This window comes from Blautia sp. MSK17_66 (genome assembly GCF_020538025.1).
GTDB lineage: Bacteria > Bacillota > Clostridia > Lachnospirales > Lachnospiraceae > Blautia_A.
Genome location: NZ_JAJBNQ010000011.1, coordinates 22,149 through 42,582 on the forward strand (window position 1 = coordinate 22,149; position 20,434 = coordinate 42,582).

Consider the following 20,434-nt stretch of genomic DNA (forward strand, 5'->3'; position numbering starts at 1 on the left):
TTCAGCAAAAATAAGGAGATTTTTATTATGTATCAGATAGACTTTCACAAACCAATCGCCGTCCATTTTATTGGTATTGGCGGAATCAGCATGAGCGGACTGGCCGAAGTTCTCCTGGAGGAGGGCTTTACCATCTCCGGTTCCGACTCTAAAAAAAGCCCGCTGACCACCCTTCTTGAAAGCAAGGGTGCAACTCTCTACTATGGACAGCGTGCTTCCAACATTAAGGATTCTGTTGATGTCGTTGTCTATACAGCAGCAATCCATCCGGACAACCCTGAATTTTCCTGTGCAAAGGAAAAAGGAATCCCAATGCTCACCAGGGCACAGCTTCTCGGACAGATCATGCGCAACTACGATACCCCGATCGCTGTATCCGGAACTCACGGAAAGACTACCACCACTTCCATGATCTCTCATATTCTTCTTAAAGGAGACTGTGATCCTACCATCAGTGTCGGCGGTATCCTTCCGGCAATCGGAGGAAACATCCGTGTCGGTAATTCAGAGACCTTCCTTACCGAAGCATGCGAATACACCAACAGCTTCTTAAGCTTTTTCCCAAAGATCAGTATTATCCTCAATATAGATGCTGATCATCTGGATTTCTTTAAGGATATTGATGACATCCGTCATTCTTTCCGCAGATTTGCTGAGCTTCTTCCGGCAGACGGCGCACTGATCATCAATGCCGACACTCCGAAATACGAGGAGATCATAAAGGAGCTTCCATGTAAGGTCATCACCTACAGTCTGGAGAAAGAAGCAGATTACACTGCCGACAATATCACTTATGATGAATTCGGACACGCTTCCTTCCGTGTGCTCCATAACGGCTGTCCAATCGGAACCTGCTCTCTCAAAGTTCCGGGAATCCACAATGTTTCCAACGCACTGGCCTCCATTGCCTGCGGACAGCTCCTTGCTCTTTCTGATGATGTTATTTTTGAGGGACTTAAGAGCTTTACCGGAACAGACCGAAGATTCCAGTACAAGGGACAGATCGGCGGAGTCACGATCATTGATGATTATGCACATCATCCGACTGAAATCGAGGCAACTCTCCACGCTGCAAAGAATTATCCACATAAAAAAATCTGGTGTGTATTCCAGCCGCATACTTATACCCGTACCAAGGCTCTCCTTCCTGAATTTGCCAAAGCTCTTTCCCTGGCAGACCATGTTGTCCTTGCGGACATCTATGCAGCCAGAGAAACGGATAACCTTGGGATTTCCTCCGCTGATCTCCAGAAACTGATTGCGGATCTTGGTACTCCATGTGAATATTTCCCAACCTTCGATGAAATCGAGAACTTTTTACTCGAGAATTGTACACAGGGTGACCTGTTGATAACTATGGGGGCCGGAGACGTTGTAAATATTGGAGAACAGCTTCTCGGAAAGTAAGTTATCCACATTATCCACATGCTTATGCACATTTTTAATGCCACATAGCATGTGGATTTTTATTACTCTTTGTCGTTTACATAAGTGTATATGTAGCCAGTTCAAAATCCTTTATTTTATGCGTTTTTTCGACATTTATCCTGGTTGCAGATAATTTTATTACTGTTTTTCTTTCCACATTATCCACATTATCCACATTTTATTGTGGAAATCTTTCGCAGCAAAATACCCTATTCTCATTTGAAAAAGGTTGTGCTATAATCCAATTGTTCCAATCTGCCGTTGTTTTGACGGCATATAACCGGAATTTTCTTAGAAAGTGAGCGATATTTCATGGCAACGATCACATTACAGAACTCCTCCCTTATGGAGGTCACGATTTTATCGAACACATTTATTGACAATTATATGCCGGAGGCAAATGGAGAGTTCGTCAAAGTATATATCTACCTTTTACGTTCACTCTCCAATGCTCCGGTTTCTTTCAGTCTGGAGCAGATGGCAGATCGTCTGTTGTGTACCGAGAGAGATATTCTCCGTGCACTGAAATACTGGGCAAAGCAGGAGTTGATCGCCCTTGATTTCACAGACAGCAATAAACTCTGCGGTATCGTGTTGCTCTCTCCCGACGGACAGAAGCAGACAGTTTCTTCTGTTTCCGCCTCCCGGGAAACTGCTTCCGCAGCAGAACAGCCGGCAGTTTCACCAGCGTCAGTGTCAGTTTCCGCTCCTGAAACTTCCACAGACGAAGCCTCTGTTAAGCAGAAGCAGGAACTGACGCCTGACCGGATCCGTGAACTGAAACAGAATGAAGAGATCATTCAGATTCTTTACATTGCCGAACAGTATCTTGGCAAGACCCTGACTCCTACCGAAAGCCAGAAGCTGCTTTTCTTTTATGACGGACTGGGGCTGAGTGCAGATCTTATCGAGTATCTCCTTGAGTACTGCGTCAGTCATAATCATAAGAGCATCCGTTATATTGAGAAAGTTGCCATTGCCTGGGCAGAAAACGGAGTCACCACCGTTGAGCAGGCAAAACAATCCTGCTCCCGCTATAGCCGGGAATACTTCGCTATTCTTAAAGCACTGGGGATCACTAACCGTAATCCTGTTGAGACAGAGGTTACACTTATGGATACCTGGCTTAAAACCTACGGTTTTTCCATGGAGATCATTCAGGAGGCATGCAGCCGCACTGTACTCCAGACCGGCCAGGCGAGTTTCCAGTATACAGACAAGATTCTTGAGGGATGGAAGAAAAAAGAGGTCAGAACTCTCGATGATATCCGCTCTCTGGACAGTGAACATCAGAAACGCCGCCAGAACAAGAAAAATGCCAGGAAACCGGCCGCACCTGCTTCTAATAACCGTTTCAACAATTTTCAGCAGCGAGAGTATGATTTTGATGAATACGAAAAGCATCTGCTGAATCAATAGACAGAACGTAACTGTTCACTCCGTTCACAGTAACGACAGTACTTATCTGATTTTCAAAGGAGATAACGTGGCTTTACAGAATTTTCAATATGATACCATCATGAGAGAATACAGCCGTCGTCAGTCTGAGGTACAGCGTGCCCTGGAGGAACGGCGCAGGGAAGCATATTCCAAAGTTCCAAGACTTTTGGAGATCGACCAGGAAGTGGCATCTTTGAGTGCCCGCAAGGCTCGTGCCCTGCTGCTCGGACAGCCTGCTTCGATCGAAGAACTGCGTCAGGAAGTCGCCGCACTTGCCAAAGAGCGGATCTCTCTTCTTAAGGCAAACGGCTTTCCTGCCGATTACCTGCGACCGCATTATTTCTGCCGCGAATGCCAGGATACCGGCTATACTGACGGACACCGCAAGTGTTCCTGTTTCAAAAAAGCCGAGATCGAGCTTCTTTATACACAGTCCAATCTCACAGAGATTCTCAAAAAAGAAAATTTTGAACACTTTTCTTTTGACTGGTATTCTGATACAATAAAAAATGAAGCAACAGGATTAACCGCCCGCCAGACAGCACAGCGGGCCTATGACACCGCCTGGAATTTTGTGCAGGACTTTGATTCCCGTTTCCAGAATCTGTTTTTTTACGGCAGCACCGGCGTCGGGAAAACCTTTCTTTCCCACTGCATCGCCAATGCACTTCTGGAAAGTTCTCACTGCGTTTTGTATTTTTCTGCGTTTGACCTGTTTGACAGCATGGCTCAGACGGCTTTTTCCAGAAAATCCGAGACAACTCCGGGCGAGAATTTCATCCTTGACTGTGATCTGTTGATCATTGATGATCTGGGCACAGAGCTTACCAACAGCTTTGTATCCTCTCAGTTATTTTTATGCATCAACGAGCGTATTGCTCGACGTAAATCAACGGTCATTTCAACCAATCTGACACTGGAGGATTTTTCATCCACCTATTCCGAGAGAACTTTTTCCCGGATTGCAAGTAACTATCAGATGGTGAAGCTGATCGGCAAAGACATCCGAATACAGAAAATATTTTTAGGAGGAAAATAAAGATGGCACAGTTAAACAACAAGGAGCTGACTACACTTCCGGTGGGAAGACTGGGACTCATCCCTCTGGAAAGTTGTCGCCCCCTTGGCGAAAAGGTCAATGAATGGCTTGTAAAATGGAGAAACGAAAGAGAACATGAAGAGATGAGATCTTTCGCATTTGAAGGATATCAGCGCGATTCCTATATTGTCAATGCCAAAACACCTCGTTTTGGTTCCGGTGAAGGTAAAGGTGAAGTCAACGAATCTGTTCGTGGTGATGATATCTATCTTATGGTGGATGTAACAAACTACAGCCTGACCTACCGCATCAGCGGATTCACTAACCTGATGTCACCAGATGACCACTTCCAGGATCTGAAGCGTGTGATTGCAGCTATCGGCGGTAAGGCACGCCGTATCAACGTTATCATGCCATACCTTTATGAGAGCCGCCAGAGCAAGCGTACCGGCCGTGAATCCCTGGACTGTGCTTCTGCACTTCAGGAACTGACCGGCATGGGCGTAGAAAACATCATCACCTTTGATGCACACGATGCCCGTGTACAGAACGCTACACCTCTTCACGGTTTTGAGACCATCCAGCCTGCTTACCAGTTTATCAAGGCTCTTCTCAAACATGAGGAAGGACTCCATATCGACAACGAACATTTCATGATCATCAGCCCGGATGAGGGAAGCATGAGAAGAGCGATCTATCTTGCCAACGTCCTTGGTGTGGACATGGGTATGTACTACAGACGACTGGATTACACACGCAAGGTAAACGGACGTCACCCGATTGCCGCTTACGAATTCCTCGGACCAAAGCTTGAAGGCAAGGATGTCATCCTTATTGACGACATGATCTCCTCCGGCTACAGTATTCTTGAGATTGCATCTCTGCTCAAGAAACGTGGTGCAGGAAGAATCTACATCTGTTCAACCTTCGGTTTCTTCACAGATGGCCTTGAGAAATTTGATGATGCGGCAAGAAACGGAATTTTTGATAAGCTTCTTACTACCAACCTTATCTATCAGACTCCGGAACTCCTGGCAAAACCATACTATATCAGCTGTGATATGAGTAAATACATCGCACTGATCATTGACACTCTGAATCATGATATGTCTATCAGTCATCTGTTGAACCCTGCTGACCGAATCAAACGCTGTGTTGCAAATTATATGGCTCAGAGCGAAGAAAAATAATTACCACTTATTTTTCCTGCTATAAAGCGAAAAAACTCCCCATAGAAAAGATGCATAAAACATCTTTCCTATGGGGAGTTTTATTGTTATGCTCCTGCCTCATCCTGCCGCTCATTCGACTGTTTCTTATCAGCAAGCTCCTGAATTACAGACATTGCCAGATTCAGGGAATCTATTTCTATCTCCTCTGCAATCGGAAGATATGTATAATCCTCAATTTCCTGATATTCTTCCATACGGTTTGACAGAAGCGTTTCTTTTTCTCTGATCTCGTCATCGAGATTCTCTTTGCCTGTCTGCAGGCGGTCATGCCGGTCAAGGAACCTCTTCTTGACTCTCCTGCACTTCTCAAGTTCACGGATCGTTTTCATGTAGAAAAACATCTCCAGAAGGAAAAGACAGATTCCTCCGGCTGCAGTTACAGCTGCCAGCATAGTTTCTTTAAAATGAATTCCAAAAATCAATGCACCTGCCAGGAACAGGATAATTGTCATACAGATTCCTGCGTTCTGTATCTGATTCTTACGCTCAAGGGTATGGATATGTTCCTCTGTCAGTCCTTCTCCATGAACTCCCTCCAGTTTTCGAAGAGAATCCTCCTTTACACGCATCTCCGTTCTCTGCTCTTCCAGTTCATGGATTTCTCTGTTCAGCTGTTCAATGGAACGACGCAGCTTTTGTTTTTCGGCAAGATCTTCTTTATTGCGACGCTCCACCTGCACCTGATATCCCTTACGTGACATCTTGAGCATCTGCAGGATCCGTCCAAGGTCTTTCTGCTGTGCATCCTGCATCACTCTTCCATTTACAAGAACAGATGCATTCAAAAGTGCCTGAAGGCCATGATACAGTGCCTTCCCCTCTGCCACAGGTCTGTGTCCAGGGTCTTTGAATCTTTCAATGTAATCACCGATCAGGGTTCCTCTGTACTGTTCCTTCAATTTCTCGATATCATATGCCGGACGGGATTCATCCAGAACCTCCACAATGTTTCCCATTGTTTTGAGACGTTCTGCCAGAAGAAGGCTTCCCGGAGAACGCGTTCCCTGTATGATAACATGGTATATATTCTTTCCACCGCGCTTCATGATCTCATTACGCAGCATTTCTTCCAGAGTATACTGTGTGACACCCTCTTTGACCGTCAGATAAAGGTTCTGATAAGAACGAGAAGCAAATGGTACAAAACGTGTTCTGACGGTACCCTGATCATAGGTTCCTTCTATATAACCATGTTCTCCCAGATCGTTTCTGTCAACAGGCTCCAGCGCACCCGGATACAGGCACCAGTCCTTAAACAGATTCTGATGCTGATGTCGGTGCCCCAGTGCAATATAGTCAAATCCACCCTCTGCCAGTTTACGGGAATCCAATGGTATATGCTGCTCATCTCCTCCATGAGCCATCAGAACATGAAATCCTCTTTTGTCAGATTTTTTCCAGTCATCATACAGTGCTTCATGAATCTCCCGATGTTCATAGCTCAGTCCATATACATAGATATTCTGATCCGGAATTTCAATGCAGGTTCGATTTTCTTCCTTAAAAAAAGATACATTCTGATTCCATTGAAAGGTCCGATAAAAAGAATTTTCCCTGATGTAGTCATTGTCTCCTGCCATAAGAAAAATTCTGGTATTCGGAATCGTGGCAAAAAGGTCATTTATCTCTCTCAGCTCACTCAAAAGCGGCTGTCGGTGAAAGAGATCTCCGGCTATAAATAGCAAATCCACCGGGCTTTTGCGTATTGCTGCAATTACCCGGCGGAATGTTTCCCAGATTTCTTCTTCCCGCTCGCGACTCCACGGACAGCCTCTGTCAGGCACTGCTCCAAGGTGTACATCTGCAAGATGAATAAATCTTATCATTTAATTATTACTCCTTATAAATCACAATTATTTACAGTTCTCGGGAACGGAATCACATCACGGATGTTGCCCATTCCTGTCAGATACATTACACAACGCTCAAATCCAAGGCCATATCCGGAATGACGGGTAGAACCATATTTGCGAAGATCCATATAGAACTGATACTCCTCAGCTTTGAGTCCAAGCTCTTCCATACGGGTTCTGAGTTTCTCATAGTCGTCCTCTCTCTGGCTTCCTCCGATGATCTCACCGATTCCCGGAACGAGGCAGTCCATAGCAGCAACTGTCTTGCCGTCTTCGTTCTGCTTCATGTAGAAGGCCTTGATCTCCTTCGGATAATCTGTGACAAATACCGGTTTCTTAAAGATCTGCTCTGTCAGATAACGCTCATGCTCTGTCTGAAGATCGCATCCCCAGAATACCTTATAATCAAATTTGTCGTTGTTTTTCTCCAGAATCTCGATTGCTTCTGTGTAAGTTACGTGTCCGAATTCTGAGTTTACCACATGGTTCAGACGATCCAGAAGACCCTTGTCAACGAAGGAATTGAAGAAATTCATTTCCTCCGGAGCATTCTCAAGTACATAACGGATCACATATTTGAGCATTTCCTCTGCAAGATCCATGTTGTCATTCAAATCTGCGAATGCACACTCCGGCTCGATCATCCAGAACTCAGCTGCATGACGTGTGGTATTGGAATTCTCTGCTCGGAAAGTCGGTCCAAATGTATAAATATTGCGGAATGCCTGTGCATAGGTCTCACCATTGAGCTGTCCGCTTACGGTAAGGTTTGTCTCTTTGCCGAAGAAGTCCTGGCTGTAATCTACGGTACCATCCTCGTTCAGAGGCGGGTTCTTCATATCCAGTGTAGTTACCTGGAACATCTCACCTGCACCCTCACAGTCGCTTCCTGTGATCAGTGGTGTGTGTACATAGACAAATCCCTTCTCCTGGAAGAATTTGTGGATCGCATAAGCACACAGAGAACGTACACGGAATACTGCCTGGAAGGTGTTGGTTCTCGGTCTTAAATGTGTCATTGTTCTTAAGTATTCCAGAGTGTGGCGTTTCTTCTGAAGCGGATAATCCGGAGCAGATGCACCCTCTACCTGTACTTCCTCTGCCTGAATCTCAAACGGCTGCTTTGCCTCCGGTGTCGGAACCAGAGTTCCCTTAACGATGATGGCTGCACCGACATTTAATTTACTGATCTCAGCAAAGTTTGCCATTGTATCATGATATACAATCTGAAGTGTCTCAAAATAGCTTCCATCATGAAGGACAATAAATCCAAATACCTTGGAACCACGGACGCTGCGAACCCAGCCTCCTACTGTCACTTCCTGATTCATATATTCTTCTCTGTTCTTGTAAATTTCTCTTACAGTTGTAAGCTTCATAATCTGTTACCTCTCTGTTTTTTTCAATTCTCATCCAATTGATTTCTAGTATAGACTATTCACCAGATTACTGCAAGAAGTAAATACGAGAGATCACGGGTTTTTATTTCCATGCAAGCATATTCTGAAGTTTATATCCGTCTGTCATATCATAAGAACTGATTCCATTCTCTGTGACAAGATAAAAAGTATCACTGATATAAACACCTCGCAGAGATCGGTACTCACTGGTACTGAGCGTATCATCAAACAGTCCGCTCAGTGCAGGATTCAGATATGCATCCGGCTCAAATCCCTCCTCCTCACTGTAGGAAAGCAGTCCGTAATAATACTGTTTATCTGTATCATAATAATCTCCTGCAGCGGAGTTTTTATACATTCCATATGCAAAACCAAACAGATTCCTGCCCGGTGATACAAGGATTGCACGATAATTCGAGAGTGCGTCGCAGACAGATACATTTTTGAGAACGATTCTGTCTATTTCTTTTACATCCGAAGGATCTGAGATATCAAACATAGAACATTTCAGCCCTTCTGTGCTGCCTGTATCCGGATCTGTCTCCCATCCAATGCCAAGCAGTCTGTTTTCCCCATAGAAATGCAGGTACTCAGAGAAACCTGTGATCTTGAGTTCACCGAGAATTTTGGGACTTTCCGGATCAGAGAGATCGGCAGAAAACAGAGGATCTGTATTTTCATATGTGACAAAATATCCTGTTTTTCCCATAAAACGAGCCGATTTAATCTCCTCATTTTCTGCAAGATTTTCAATCTTTCCAACGGTTTTCATATCTTTATCAAGGACGTAAAGGCCGTTCGTCCTGTGATATTCACTGTAGTCCTTGTTCCATCCTGCTGTTGTTGTCACTACCCGGAGATGTCCGTCATATTCATCCATAGAGAAATTATTATTAAGTTCTCCGGAAACGGAACCTGTACCTCCCTCTGTAAACACTCCGTCCTCATAACCGATGCGGATAATTTCTGTCTGCAGACTGCTGTCGTCCGATATATTCCAGCCGGGAACCGCAGAATAAATATTGTTTTCACTTACATAAAAAGTATCCGCACCGCTGATAACTGCCATGCTGTCTGAAACCTGATCTGGCTTCTCGTCCGCCACAGAAGAAACCACCAGATAATTTTTGCCATTGTAGGTATAATCCGTTGTATCTTCCGGCACCGGCAGATAGATGTGATCATACGCTATATAATCATCACCAATTCTTGGAATATACTTCACTTTTGCATCTGCACCTTCCGTGGTATCCGGTGCATATGAGGTGAACAGATAGAGATTGTTTCCGTTTCTTCTGGATGAGAGATAGCTTCCATCCTGCTGGCAGCTTCCAGTCTTCTTCGGATTCTCACGATCAGAAAGATCATAAGTATCAACGGAAACCGTCGTCACCGGTACACTGTAGCTGGCACGTACCGCGTCATCCGAAGAAAGCTTTACCGTTCCCCTGTATGTGATATAAGTCTCCTGCTGATGGATTACCTGAAGGCTGTCACCATTCAGATACATCTCCATATAATCCGCATTTCTGTCACCGGTAATCTCACTGACCAGTTTCATGGAAGCAGCATCAACAATACGAATATCTCCTTTGCTGTCCATTGCATAAATATAAGTTCCATCTGTCTTGACAATATCTGCCTCGTCCACATTTTCTTCCTGTGTATTGGTAGAAGAATGATCAGCGGCATCCATTTCGTCATATGTGTATCCAGGATCCATATTTCCGGTATCTTTGGAAGCCTCATTAGCAGCTACAGAACCTGTTGTACTGTCACTGACTGCCTCTGCATCATATTCCACAAGATCGCCATCTGTGGATAGGATCCGTGCACCATCAGAAGCAGACCAGTCTGAATTCTCACTCTGCCATTTATGCAGAATATTATACAGAGATTCATAACTCTCAATATGTGCAAGACCGGCAACCGGAGGTATCTCCTTCTTCTCTGATGCTGTACTTTCTGTGCTTTCTTCACCTGCATCCTGCTTCGAGGAAGTAGTATCTTCTGAAGTATCTTTTGGCTCTGTCATATTCTCTGGAGATGCTGTCTCTTCGCTTTCCTTCTCAGAAGGATTTTCTGTTTTTGTATCTGCACTGTCCTTCTCTGCTTTCTCTGTCTGTTTTTTTGCCCCTGTCCCCTGGTTTATAAGCATTGGCGTCACACCAAATGCCACCGCGCCGACCACAATAATCGCCGCCGCTGCCGCTATCGTTTTCTTATGCTTCATTATTTGGTGTTCCGGCTCCGCTTTCTCCGTTAGTGGTTCTTTTCGGATCGAGCTTTTCCACTCCGGAATTTCTTCTTCATGAGAGTTATTCACCGGGGGCTTTTCCCCTGTGCTGTGCTCTGTGGATTTCTTCCGTATGTTTTTCCACTTCCTGTCTTCTGCCATTTATTCTGCTCCTTTCTGATATATTTCCCTTATATGATACGTTTACTTTGTTTCATTTATTTTACCATATCTTTCCTGCCCGTCTGTAAAATTTGTTACGAACAAAGTATTATTTCCAGGCAAAAAGGACTCCGGCCTGTTCTAAGCCGAAGTCCCTCTTTCTAAGATCATTTGTAACTGTTCAATATCCTCACAGTTATGATCATTTATTATTATAATGTTTCAATGAATCGCATAAATGCATTTCTGCCTTCCTGCGTGCATTTGTATACACCGGCATCTTCAAGAACATGTGTAAAGACAATTCCTACTTCTTTCTGAAGGATTTCATGGATATTATCCTTGTTGATATCCTTGTACTTCGGCAGAAATTCTGTTGCCCAGGCAGCATGTTTCTCAATCTTTTCGTTGGAAGCGATATCCCTGCCCTCAAGAATATATTCTTCCAGAAGTTCCAGTTCTTCTTTCAGTCTTGCCGGAAGAACCGCAAGTCCCATAACCTCGATCAGACCAATGTTTTCTTTCTTGATATGATGATACTGTGCATGCGGATGATAAACGCCAAGCGGATGCTCGCTGGTTGTGATATTGTTTCTCAGTGTCAGATCAAGCTCATACATATCACCAACTTTACGTGCGATCGGCGTGATCGTGTTGTGCGGTTCTCCATCTGTCTCAGCAAAGATAAATGCCGCCTCATCTGTGTACCCTCTCCATACCTCCAGCACATGAGCTGCCAGATCTACCAGACGTTCTGAATCTTTGTGGCGGATACGAAGTACAGATAATGGCCATTTAACAATTCCTGCCTCCACGTCTTCAAATCCCGGAATGGTCACATGCTTCTCGATCGGTGCTTTTGCCATAGCAAACGTATAATGTCCGCCCTGGAAGTGATCATGACTCAGAATAGAACCTCCAACGATTGGAAGATCTGCGTTGGAACCAAGGAAATAATGTGGAAAGAGCTTTACAAAATCAAACAGCTTGATAAATGTATTTCTCTCAATCTTCATTGGAGTATGCTTACTGTTAAATACGATGCAGTGTTCATTGTAATATACATACGGCGAATACTGGAATCCCCATGGTGTGTCATTGACAGTGATCGGAATGATTCTGTGATTCTGTCTTGCCGGATGATTGACACGACCTGCATATCCTTCGTTTTCCGGACAGAGAAGACATTTCGGATAGCTGCTTGTCCTTGCATTCTTGGCCGCAGCGATCGCTTTAGGATCTTTTTCCGGTTTGGAAAGATTAATGGTAATATCGATATCTCCGTACGGACTTTCTACTTTCCATTTCTGGTCTTTTTTTACTCGATAACGGCGGATATAGTTACTGTCCTGACTCAGTTTATAGAAATAATCTGTGGCCTCCTCCGGGTTTTTCTCATACTTATCCCAGAATTCCTTCTGAACCTGTGCCGGGCGCGGCATCAGGCAGTTCATCAGTCTTGTATCAAAAAGATCACGGTAGACAACGCTGTCTTCTGTCAGATTCCTCTTTACCGCTTCATCCAGAAGCTCATTCAGAGTTTCTTCCAGATCTACATCAGTCGGTTTTTCTTCCGGCTCTGTAAATTCATCCTCGTGAAAAACATCAAGAAGAAGATTGATCGTGTAACTGCGCTCACACTCCGGTGTGAGTCCTGATTCAATTCCATACTGCACAAGTTTTGCAATACTGTTACTTAACATATGGTTGTCCCCCTGTCATTTTATATTTTTTTATAACTGTTCAGTACTCTCACAGTTACCACCTTCTGAACAGCTACATTTTTCGTATGACTTTCCGTTTATTTTTGCTCAAGATAAGTGATAAACATGTTTCCCGCATTCTTGAACAACGCAGTACTGTCGTTCATTCCATACGGCTTCACCTCTCCTGTAGACGGATCAAGTAAATAAGTATTGTACTGATCATATCCGACGATCACAACACTGGAATCTGATCCTGTTCTGGCTATCACAGCACGCTGTGCGCTTACCTCATAGAGTACATTTTCCAGAGAACATCCGGTCAGATCAGTAACTTTGGCACTGTCACCCAGACCATTCTGAAGATTCTGAACATCCAGAGACGCGGTACGGATGATCTCCGGAATATCTGTTGTGTTCAAGGTGATCTGTGTCTTCATATTTCCGCGCTCCCAGACATACTGCTGTGCACGGTTCAGTACAACTCCTGTCTGTTTATCAGCACGCTGAACTGCCTTTGCCGGATCGGTCCAGACGCTGTCCAGTCCACCTCCTGCATATACATAATAGACTTCCTCGACCGAGCTCTTGTCCACCTGAATATCTACTACCTTTTCTCCTGCGTTCCTTACCTTGGCATAAAGGATAAGAGGTTCCTCCGAAGACGGTGAATCTTCAAAGGTAAGCCGCACTATAACCCCCTGACGGCTTGAACTTGTCTGTTCCACACTGGTCTTATCTGTCGCAGCAGTGCTGTTATTCATAATATTGTCTTTTTTGACACCTTTATAAATATCACCGGACTTCTGCACAAGAGTAAATTCCATCAGAGTAGTACCAACGGTCACTCCTGCTACATACAACCCATCCTGATGATACTCTTTTTTTACTGTACCGTCAAAACCTTCTATCCTGAACGTAGTGATTCCGTCAATCATATATCCGGTTGCGTTCGGCAGTGTGTCGCCGTCCAGAACGATTCCATAAATCAGATCCTCATTCATGAAACCAAGAAGATCCAGTTTCTGAGATGCTTCCGGAGCAATTCTGCGTCTTTCCATCGTGTCAAAATCAATAAACTCAATCTGTCCGGCATAATCTCCGCTTTCAGATTTCCATGCCGCATGTGCATTCGTAACAGAAACACCAAAATCATCACTGTCAATATGATCTGCCAGAACTTCATAGGTATTTTCATCAATATTGATCTGATAAAGATTTCCTGCGATCATGATAAACAGCTGTCCGCTCTGATTTACATAAGACAGAGTTCCAAGGTCTTCCTGCAGAAACTCAAAGGACTCTGTGCATGGAATAAATACCTGTTCTTCTATTGCGCCCTGATCATTGTTATAATGATAAATTCCAACACCACTGTAACCTTCATGTGCACCACGATTCATGTAGCCATAAACCATAAAGTCCACATCTCCATTGTTCTCCACACTCAGAAGCTTGATATCATGCTCAACTCTCGCATCCCGGAAATCACTCTCTGTATCCCTGCGGAATGTAAATATTTCTACAAACTTACCTGTATCCGGTACATAACTCCAGAGATCTCCATTCTGCGTAAACGCTGTCACGCTTCCGTCTTCATTTGTAAGATAATCTACATCTTTGCTTCGAACTCCCAGAAGAAGTCCACTGTTGCTGATCACAGAAAGAGATGGATCAAAAATCTCGGATGCAGACCGCTTAAAATCAAGCAGTCGGATTCTTGTCTCGTCATAACGCATTCTGTAAAAATCTGTCACAAGATAGTACTCTGTATTTCCATTTTCATTCTGTGCAGATATTTCATATTCTATGGAAATGCTCGCAGTCGTTTCATTGATATCCTTGATGACCGGAATCCCTGCTTTGGACAACTGCGGATTTAAATTTCCCCAGCTGATATCTGCCAGTGGAGAGTTGATATTTAATCCGGCGAAATTTCTGCTGGAAGCACTGTCGGATGTCTCCAGATAAGCAGCCAGATTGTCCGCCTGTGTCTTGTCCAGACTCATCTGCACAAAATCATCTGCAAATTTCGCATACTGTTCTGTATAAGTAGCTGATCTTGAGACCACTCTTGTATAATAATAGGCATCGCCATGATTAGTTGAAAGTGTGATCTGAAGAGAATACTCCTGATTCATCAGAAGTCCGGATGAAATTTCTATTTCTGTTCTCAGATATCCGTCAGAACCCGTCTCCAGACTTTTGATCGTGCGGTTCTCCATAACCTTGCTTCCGTCAGAAGTTCGAATTTCATAGGAAAGATTCCTGACCTTCGTGACATATGGATTTACCACAAGCGTTAATTTCTTTGTTGTATCCAGAGGTGTCACACTGTCCCTGACAAAATCTGCCTCCATCGGCTGTCTGTATCCGTACATACGGTTTGTGAGAACATCTCCAAACTGTACCATTACCTCCGGCAGAACAGCATCATTCATGTCCGAGCGGTCATCGGTTGTCTCATTATTCATAAGAAATGCGGTTCCGGCCACTCCCAGGATAAACACAACAAGAAGGACCAAAAACCTTTTGAAAAAATTTTTCATGGTTCTGGTACTCCTTTCTCCCGCTCAAGTCCCTGCGGATAAAGCAGCTTCTCCAGTGTCAGATCTGCATGAAGTGCTTCTGTCATCCTGGAAAGTTCATCTACTGACTTCTTCTTTCCGGTTTTGACCGCACGGATCATAAGATTCTTCGGTGTATGCTCCATATCGATAAACTCAAGGATCTGCGTGCGATATCCCCTGGATTCCAGAAGTTCTGCACGGATTTCGTCAGTCAGAAGTGCAGACAGACGTTCCTTAAGTATTCCATAACTGAGTACTGGTTTTAACAGCTCATTCTGTATTTTATCATTTAGTTCATGCTGGCAGCACGGTACAGAAAGAATAACCTCTGCCCCCCATTCGACTGCCTTTGCAAGTGCATAATCCGTTGCCCTGTCACACGCATGCAAAGTCACAACCATATCTACCTTCTGAACCCCATCATAGTCCGCAATATCGCCCTGCAGGAAATGTAGCTTCTCATAACCGTATTTCTGAGCAAGTCTGCTACATTTACTAATCACATCTGTCTTGAGATCCAGACCAATGATGTTCATATCATATCCCTTAAGTTCTCTCAGATAATAATACATGGCAAACGTAAGATAAGATTTACCGCAGCCAAAATCCAGAATGGTGATCTCCCGCTCCCTTGAAAGTGCCGGAAGTATATCCTCAATAAATTCCAGAAAACGATTGATCTGTTTAAATTTATCATAAGAGGACTGATGCACCTTACCCTGCTCACTCATGACTCCAAGATCCACCAGAAACGGAACCGGTATTCCCTCTTGGAGAATATACTGTTTCACTCTGTTGTGAGCCATGATTTTCACCGGCTCCATCGGCGGATGCTGCTTTGTTTTCATAGTCTGCCTGCCTTTTTTGCTGATCAGGACAGACGCATCTCTATGCTGACCCTGAATCTGAAGCTGGGAAAAACCATTCTCAAGACAATCCCTGACATAAATGATAACCTCTTCCAGAGTATAGTTCTTGTGAATTGCCTTCTGACCGACTGCTGCCGTAGCCTGATAGCAGACAGTACCTCTGATCTCCACAGGACGTATACGCACCTTTGACGGAATGTCATCACCTTTTTGCCTCTGTCCGCTCAAAACCGCCAACATCATTTCCTGGTCAAACTGTTCCTCCAAAAATTCCTGTAATGTTTTCATATTTTATTATAAATTCTTTCTATTCTGTATGCTCCATAACTGTTACTGTTCACAATACCACTTCAGACCGAATACACATAAAAGTCTCCATTTCATCACTTGTAGAAGTGAATGTCTTCCCTGCTGAGATAATATCTGTGCCGTCTGCATCGTCTTCGACAGATCTCCTGACAGAGGAGAACCTGGATAAGCTCATCGAGAAACCCATCCGGAACACCCTGAGCCTTCATTTCACTCTCCACCTGTGCACGAATCTGCCGACATAACTGATACAGCATAAATTTATCCGGATATTCATCATAGAGTCTGCTTCCCTCATAGTCCAGAAGCCGACATTCTTTTTCTACTTTTTCCCGAATCCTGTCTGCTGCCTCCGGATAATAGGACTGCATCAGTGCAAACTCCTGTTCCTGTATCTGCTCTCCGCCATAAAAAGCGGGATTGGCATACGCTGTATAGAATGGAAAAAATCTGTCATCGTACATAAATTTCTCCTGTTTTTCCCATCATCTATAATAGTCTATGCCCCGCAGTCTATAGTGTGCAATTTCGGCTGAAAATCTGGCAGTATCAATCCTTAATCTGGTTCAGGATACGAAGTGTCATCTTTACGCAATGTTCCACTGCCAATGCCTCAAATGTCGGATAATCTACCTCTGCACTTCCGTCCGCCTTGTCAGAAATCGCACGCACTACAAGGAACGGAACATTGTTAAGGTAGGCAGCCTGTGCGATTGCTGCACCTTCCATCTCTACTGCACAGGCGTCAAAGTTCTTTATAATCTCATCCTTGACACCCTGATCTGCTACAAACTGATCTCCGGAGGCAATGCGTCCCTCATAAACTTCAATGTCAGGATTTACATCTCTGCATGCCTGTACTGCCAGCTTACGCAGATTCTCATCACTTCTGAATGAAAAAGCTTCCATCTGCGGAATCTGTCCCACCGGATATCCAAATGCAACTGCATTCATATCATGATGTACAAGATCTGTTGAGATCACAAGATCCCCAATGTTAATATCTGCATTCAGGCTTCCTGCAATACCGGTATTGATCACAGCCTCTGCCTCAAATTCATCGATCAGAATCTGTGTACACACTGCCGCATTTACCTTTCCAATACCAGAACGTACTACAACTACATTTTTGCCTTCAAGAGTTCCTGCATAAAATTCCATGGAAGCCCTGCGTGTAATCTCGACATTTTCCATGCGTGCTTTAAGCTTCTCAACTTCTACTTCCATTGCTCCGATAATTCCAATACGTCTCATAATATATGTTCTCCTCTATATAAAAGATAAAATAAAAAATTTTCATAGTTAAAATCGTTTCAACTTTCATTATAACAAAAGTTCAGATTATATGGAAACCTTTTTTACTTTCTGTTATAATATTAAAAATAACTAAGGAGGAATTTTTTATGGTATATAAGACATCTGGCGTCTGTGCCAGCGCTATTTCTTTTGATATCGACGATGCCGGCAAGGTTCGCGATGTGAAATTCCAGGGTGGATGCTCCGGAAATACACAGGGTGTTGCCCGCCTGGTAGAGGGCATGGATGCCAAAGAAGCAATCAGCCGACTGGAAGGAATCCGTTGTGGTTTCAAGCCAACTTCCTGTCCGGATCAGCTTGCAAAAGCATTAAAACAGAAATTAGGAGAGGCATAAAGCCTCTCCTAATTTATTAAGAAATAAATCTCAGATATCATTTCTGTCCCACTTATCACACAGCGACTGAATATCTCTGGTAAAACGATCCAGATCCTTGTTTGGAATGCCTTCGTTTTTGCGGATAACAGACATAAGTCTCTGTCCCATCGCAACCAGCTTCTGGAATGCCCTTGCCGCTTTGGTTGCCTTCGGAGATACAGAAGCTTTCGTAATGCGGATACCCTGAGCTTCATAAATACAGCTGTTCGCCCTGAGATCATAGATCGTGCCGCTGAAAGGAGCCATGGAATCCAGTCCCAGTTCTTCATTCAGACGACGGGCAAAAATCTCCGTCACCTCGTCATCCCCGTGAGTTACAAATACTTTCTTCGGTTTTCCCCCGAAAGCTTTGATCCAGTCTATCAGACCATTCACATCCGCATGACCACTGATTCCCGGCATCTGACAGATTTCTGCACTCACATGAACGGTTTCTCCAAAGAGCTTCACATCCTCAGCTCCCTCGATCAGAGATCTTCCAAGCGTTCCGATTGCCTGATATCCCACAAAAAGTATCGTATTCTTCTCATTCCATAAGTTATGTTTCAGATGATGCTTGATTCGACCTGCATCACACATACCGCTGGCAGAAATGATCACCTTGCAGTCTTCATCATAGTTGATGGCCCTGGAGTCATCACTTGTGATCGATGTACGAAGTCCTGGAAACATCAGCGGGTTGATTCCCTTCTGTACCAGTGCGATTGCTTCCTCATCAAAACAGTCATACTGATGCTCATTAAAAATCGTTGTCGCTTCATTTGCCAGAGGACTGTCAACATAAACCTTAAAGTTATCATGCCCTTTGATACGATTTTCTTCCTTGATCTGGCGGATAAAATACAGCATTTCCTGTGTACGGCCGACTGCAAAGGAAGGAATTATGACATTTCCACCCCTGTCAAAGGTTCTCTGTATCACTTCCGAAAGAATCGCAACATAATCCGGGCGTTCTCCGTGGCTTCTGTCACCATAGGTAGACTCCATCACAACATAATCCGCATCATGAAGATAAGTCGGATCCTTGATCAGAGGCTGATGGAGATTTCCGATATCACCGGAAAAAACAATCTTTTTTTCTTCTCCGTCTTCCTGAATCGTCAGCTCAATGCTGGCAGACCCCAGAAGATGCCCCGCATCTACAAATCGTACAGAAATTCCCGGTGCCGGAGTGATTATTTTTTCATAGGGGCATGGTACAAAATTCTGTATAACGCCCATGGCATCTTCCATTGTATAAGCAGGCACAAATTCCGGTTTACCCTGCCGGCGTCCCTTACGGTTACGCCATTCCGCCTCGAACATCTGAATATGTGCACTGTCTCGAAGCATAATATCACAGAGATGGCAGGTCGCCTGCGTTGCATAGATCGGTCCCATAAAGCCCTTCGCATAAACAGCCGGCAGGTTTCCGGAATGATCCATGTGTGCATGTGTCAGAAGTGCAAAATCCAGATCCCCCGGATTGACCGGAATCTCCTGATTCTGATAGTAGTCCGGTCCCTGTTCCATGCCACAGTCTACCAGAAACTTCTTTCCTGCTGCTTCCAGATAATAACAGCTGCCAGTCACTTCGTGTGTCGCCCCAATAAAGGTAATTTTCATATGAGAACCCCCTTTTTCTGACAATTTTGCCAATACATTTTAGTTGTAATTATTATACACGATACAGCAGCTTTTTAACAGTCTCCACACACAAAAACGAGATGAAATTTTTATAAATTCCATCCCGTTTCTGTGTGTGTTGTGTGTGTATATTGTTTTTATCGAGTCGAATATTTTCCCATATATTCTCGACGACTGCAAGCACTTCGCGCCAGTTGAAAGGTAACGGATGTTTACTACGGCTTATTTTATGTTTCTGTCATCCCCCTGGAACGCACCCATGCTTCGCTATTCAGTTGTAATGGTACTGCTTAATGTTTTTCTTTTTCTGCTGTCGGCAGAAAGATTATTTCACCATGATGCCACTTGTTAATGTGGATGTGGATTCTTTCAGGCCTCCGTTACTTGCCGCATGGTAGCCGCGTACCCGGTAATAAGTACCGCTTGGAACTGCAACATCAAGAGTTTTGCTTAAGCTTGTCACATTATTAGCAGTAAAATTCCAGTACTTATAAGTTCCATAACTGCCATTCACTTTTCGCTCTAAATAAATAGACAGATATACCTTGCTGCATTTCTTATGACATTGAGTTAACCCATAGATTCCAATTTCATTACTTGCCAGTTTCTTGATTTTCATGCTGCCTAAATTTAAATTTGTTCCTCTAAGCAGGCTATAACTGGTGTCTTCTGCGAAATCTTCTGTTGTCTCTTCAGAGGTAATTTCATCCGCACCTTCTTCCTCATCCAGAATCGCATCTATCAGACTGTCAGACTGTGCAAATACCGACTGAGAGCTGCTAGCCATAAGTAACCCGGTGGTCAAACCAGCTGCCAATATTTGTTTCCACTTCTTTGCCATTCTCACTTCCCTTCTGTCGTAAACAACCCTTA

Annotated in this window: 15 protein-coding genes; 5 read left to right on the plus strand and 10 right to left on the minus strand. The window is 44.0% G+C overall.

Going from position 1 to position 20,434, the window contains the following annotated elements:
- Positions 1 to 27: 27 nt before the first annotated feature.
- The 4 genes from murC to LIR34_RS07335 all read left to right on the plus strand — a co-directional run bounded on the left by murC (position 28) and on the right by LIR34_RS07335 (position 5,097).
- Positions 28 to 1,407 (plus strand): UDP-N-acetylmuramate--L-alanine ligase, encoded by a 1,380-nt coding sequence (gene murC / locus LIR34_RS07320; RefSeq protein WP_173902401.1) that lies wholly within the window; start codon positions 28 to 30, stop codon positions 1,405 to 1,407.
- 366 nt (positions 1,408 to 1,773) lie between these two features.
- Positions 1,774 to 2,847: a DnaD domain protein gene (locus LIR34_RS07325; RefSeq protein WP_320442964.1), complete on the plus strand. Its 1,074-nt coding sequence runs from the start codon at positions 1,774 to 1,776 to the stop codon at positions 2,845 to 2,847.
- A 67-nt stretch (positions 2,848 to 2,914) separates the two neighbouring features.
- Entirely contained in the window at positions 2,915 to 3,907 is a 993-nt protein-coding gene (locus tag LIR34_RS07330; protein ID WP_173902403.1) for an ATP-binding protein, read from the plus strand.
- A gap of 2 nt (positions 3,908 to 3,909) precedes the next feature.
- Positions 3,910 to 5,097, plus strand: coding sequence for a ribose-phosphate pyrophosphokinase (locus tag LIR34_RS07335; RefSeq protein ID WP_161284653.1), 1,188 nt, complete (start codon positions 3,910 to 3,912; stop codon positions 5,095 to 5,097).
- 86 nt (positions 5,098 to 5,183) lie between these two features.
- Here LIR34_RS07335 and LIR34_RS07340 read toward each other — a convergent pair whose 3' ends face one another.
- The 8 genes from LIR34_RS07340 to LIR34_RS07375 form a co-directional block, all read right to left on the minus strand.
- Positions 5,184 to 6,965 (minus strand): metallophosphoesterase family protein, encoded by a 1,782-nt coding sequence (locus LIR34_RS07340; RefSeq protein ID WP_161284652.1) that lies wholly within the window; start codon positions 6,963 to 6,965, stop codon positions 5,184 to 5,186.
- Between the two features lie 14 nt (positions 6,966 to 6,979).
- Positions 6,980 to 8,371: an asparagine--tRNA ligase gene (gene asnS / locus LIR34_RS07345; protein ID WP_173902404.1), complete on the minus strand. Its 1,392-nt coding sequence runs from the start codon at positions 8,369 to 8,371 to the stop codon at positions 6,980 to 6,982.
- 103 nt (positions 8,372 to 8,474) lie between these two features.
- Positions 8,475 to 10,790: a beta-propeller domain-containing protein gene (locus LIR34_RS07350; RefSeq protein WP_244092265.1), complete on the minus strand. Its 2,316-nt coding sequence runs from the start codon at positions 10,788 to 10,790 to the stop codon at positions 8,475 to 8,477.
- A 212-nt stretch (positions 10,791 to 11,002) separates the two neighbouring features.
- Positions 11,003 to 12,493: a UDP-glucose--hexose-1-phosphate uridylyltransferase gene (galT, locus tag LIR34_RS07355; protein WP_173902405.1), complete on the minus strand. Its 1,491-nt coding sequence runs from the start codon at positions 12,491 to 12,493 to the stop codon at positions 11,003 to 11,005.
- Between the two features lie 98 nt (positions 12,494 to 12,591).
- Positions 12,592 to 15,042: a hypothetical protein gene (locus LIR34_RS07360; RefSeq protein ID WP_173902406.1), complete on the minus strand. Its 2,451-nt coding sequence runs from the start codon at positions 15,040 to 15,042 to the stop codon at positions 12,592 to 12,594.
- On the minus strand, positions 15,039 to 16,220 hold the full coding sequence (locus tag LIR34_RS07365; protein WP_173902407.1) for a class I SAM-dependent methyltransferase: 1,182 nt from the start codon (positions 16,218 to 16,220) through the stop codon (positions 15,039 to 15,041). Before LIR34_RS07365 ends, LIR34_RS07360 begins: the two co-directional genes overlap by 4 nt.
- 95 nt (positions 16,221 to 16,315) lie before the next feature.
- Positions 16,316 to 16,705 (minus strand): hypothetical protein, encoded by a 390-nt coding sequence (locus tag LIR34_RS07370; protein WP_173902408.1) that lies wholly within the window; start codon positions 16,703 to 16,705, stop codon positions 16,316 to 16,318.
- A gap of 85 nt (positions 16,706 to 16,790) precedes the next feature.
- On the minus strand, positions 16,791 to 17,495 hold the full coding sequence (locus tag LIR34_RS07375) for a 5'-methylthioadenosine/adenosylhomocysteine nucleosidase (protein WP_173902409.1): 705 nt from the start codon (positions 17,493 to 17,495) through the stop codon (positions 16,791 to 16,793).
- A 149-nt stretch (positions 17,496 to 17,644) separates the two neighbouring features.
- Between LIR34_RS07375 and LIR34_RS07380 the strand changes: the two genes are divergently transcribed.
- Positions 17,645 to 17,893 (plus strand): TIGR03905 family TSCPD domain-containing protein, encoded by a 249-nt coding sequence (locus tag LIR34_RS07380; protein ID WP_173902410.1) that lies wholly within the window; start codon positions 17,645 to 17,647, stop codon positions 17,891 to 17,893.
- Positions 17,894 to 17,923: 30 nt separating this feature from the next.
- On the opposite strand, the gene LIR34_RS07385 is transcribed toward LIR34_RS07380, so the two are convergent.
- On the minus strand, positions 17,924 to 19,540 hold the full coding sequence (locus LIR34_RS07385; RefSeq protein WP_161284644.1) for an MBL fold metallo-hydrolase RNA specificity domain-containing protein: 1,617 nt from the start codon (positions 19,538 to 19,540) through the stop codon (positions 17,924 to 17,926).
- Between the two features lie 346 nt (positions 19,541 to 19,886).
- Positions 19,887 to 20,402: a DUF6147 family protein gene (locus LIR34_RS07390; protein WP_244092266.1), complete on the minus strand. Its 516-nt coding sequence runs from the start codon at positions 20,400 to 20,402 to the stop codon at positions 19,887 to 19,889.
- Between the last annotated feature and the right edge of the window lie 32 nt (positions 20,403 to 20,434).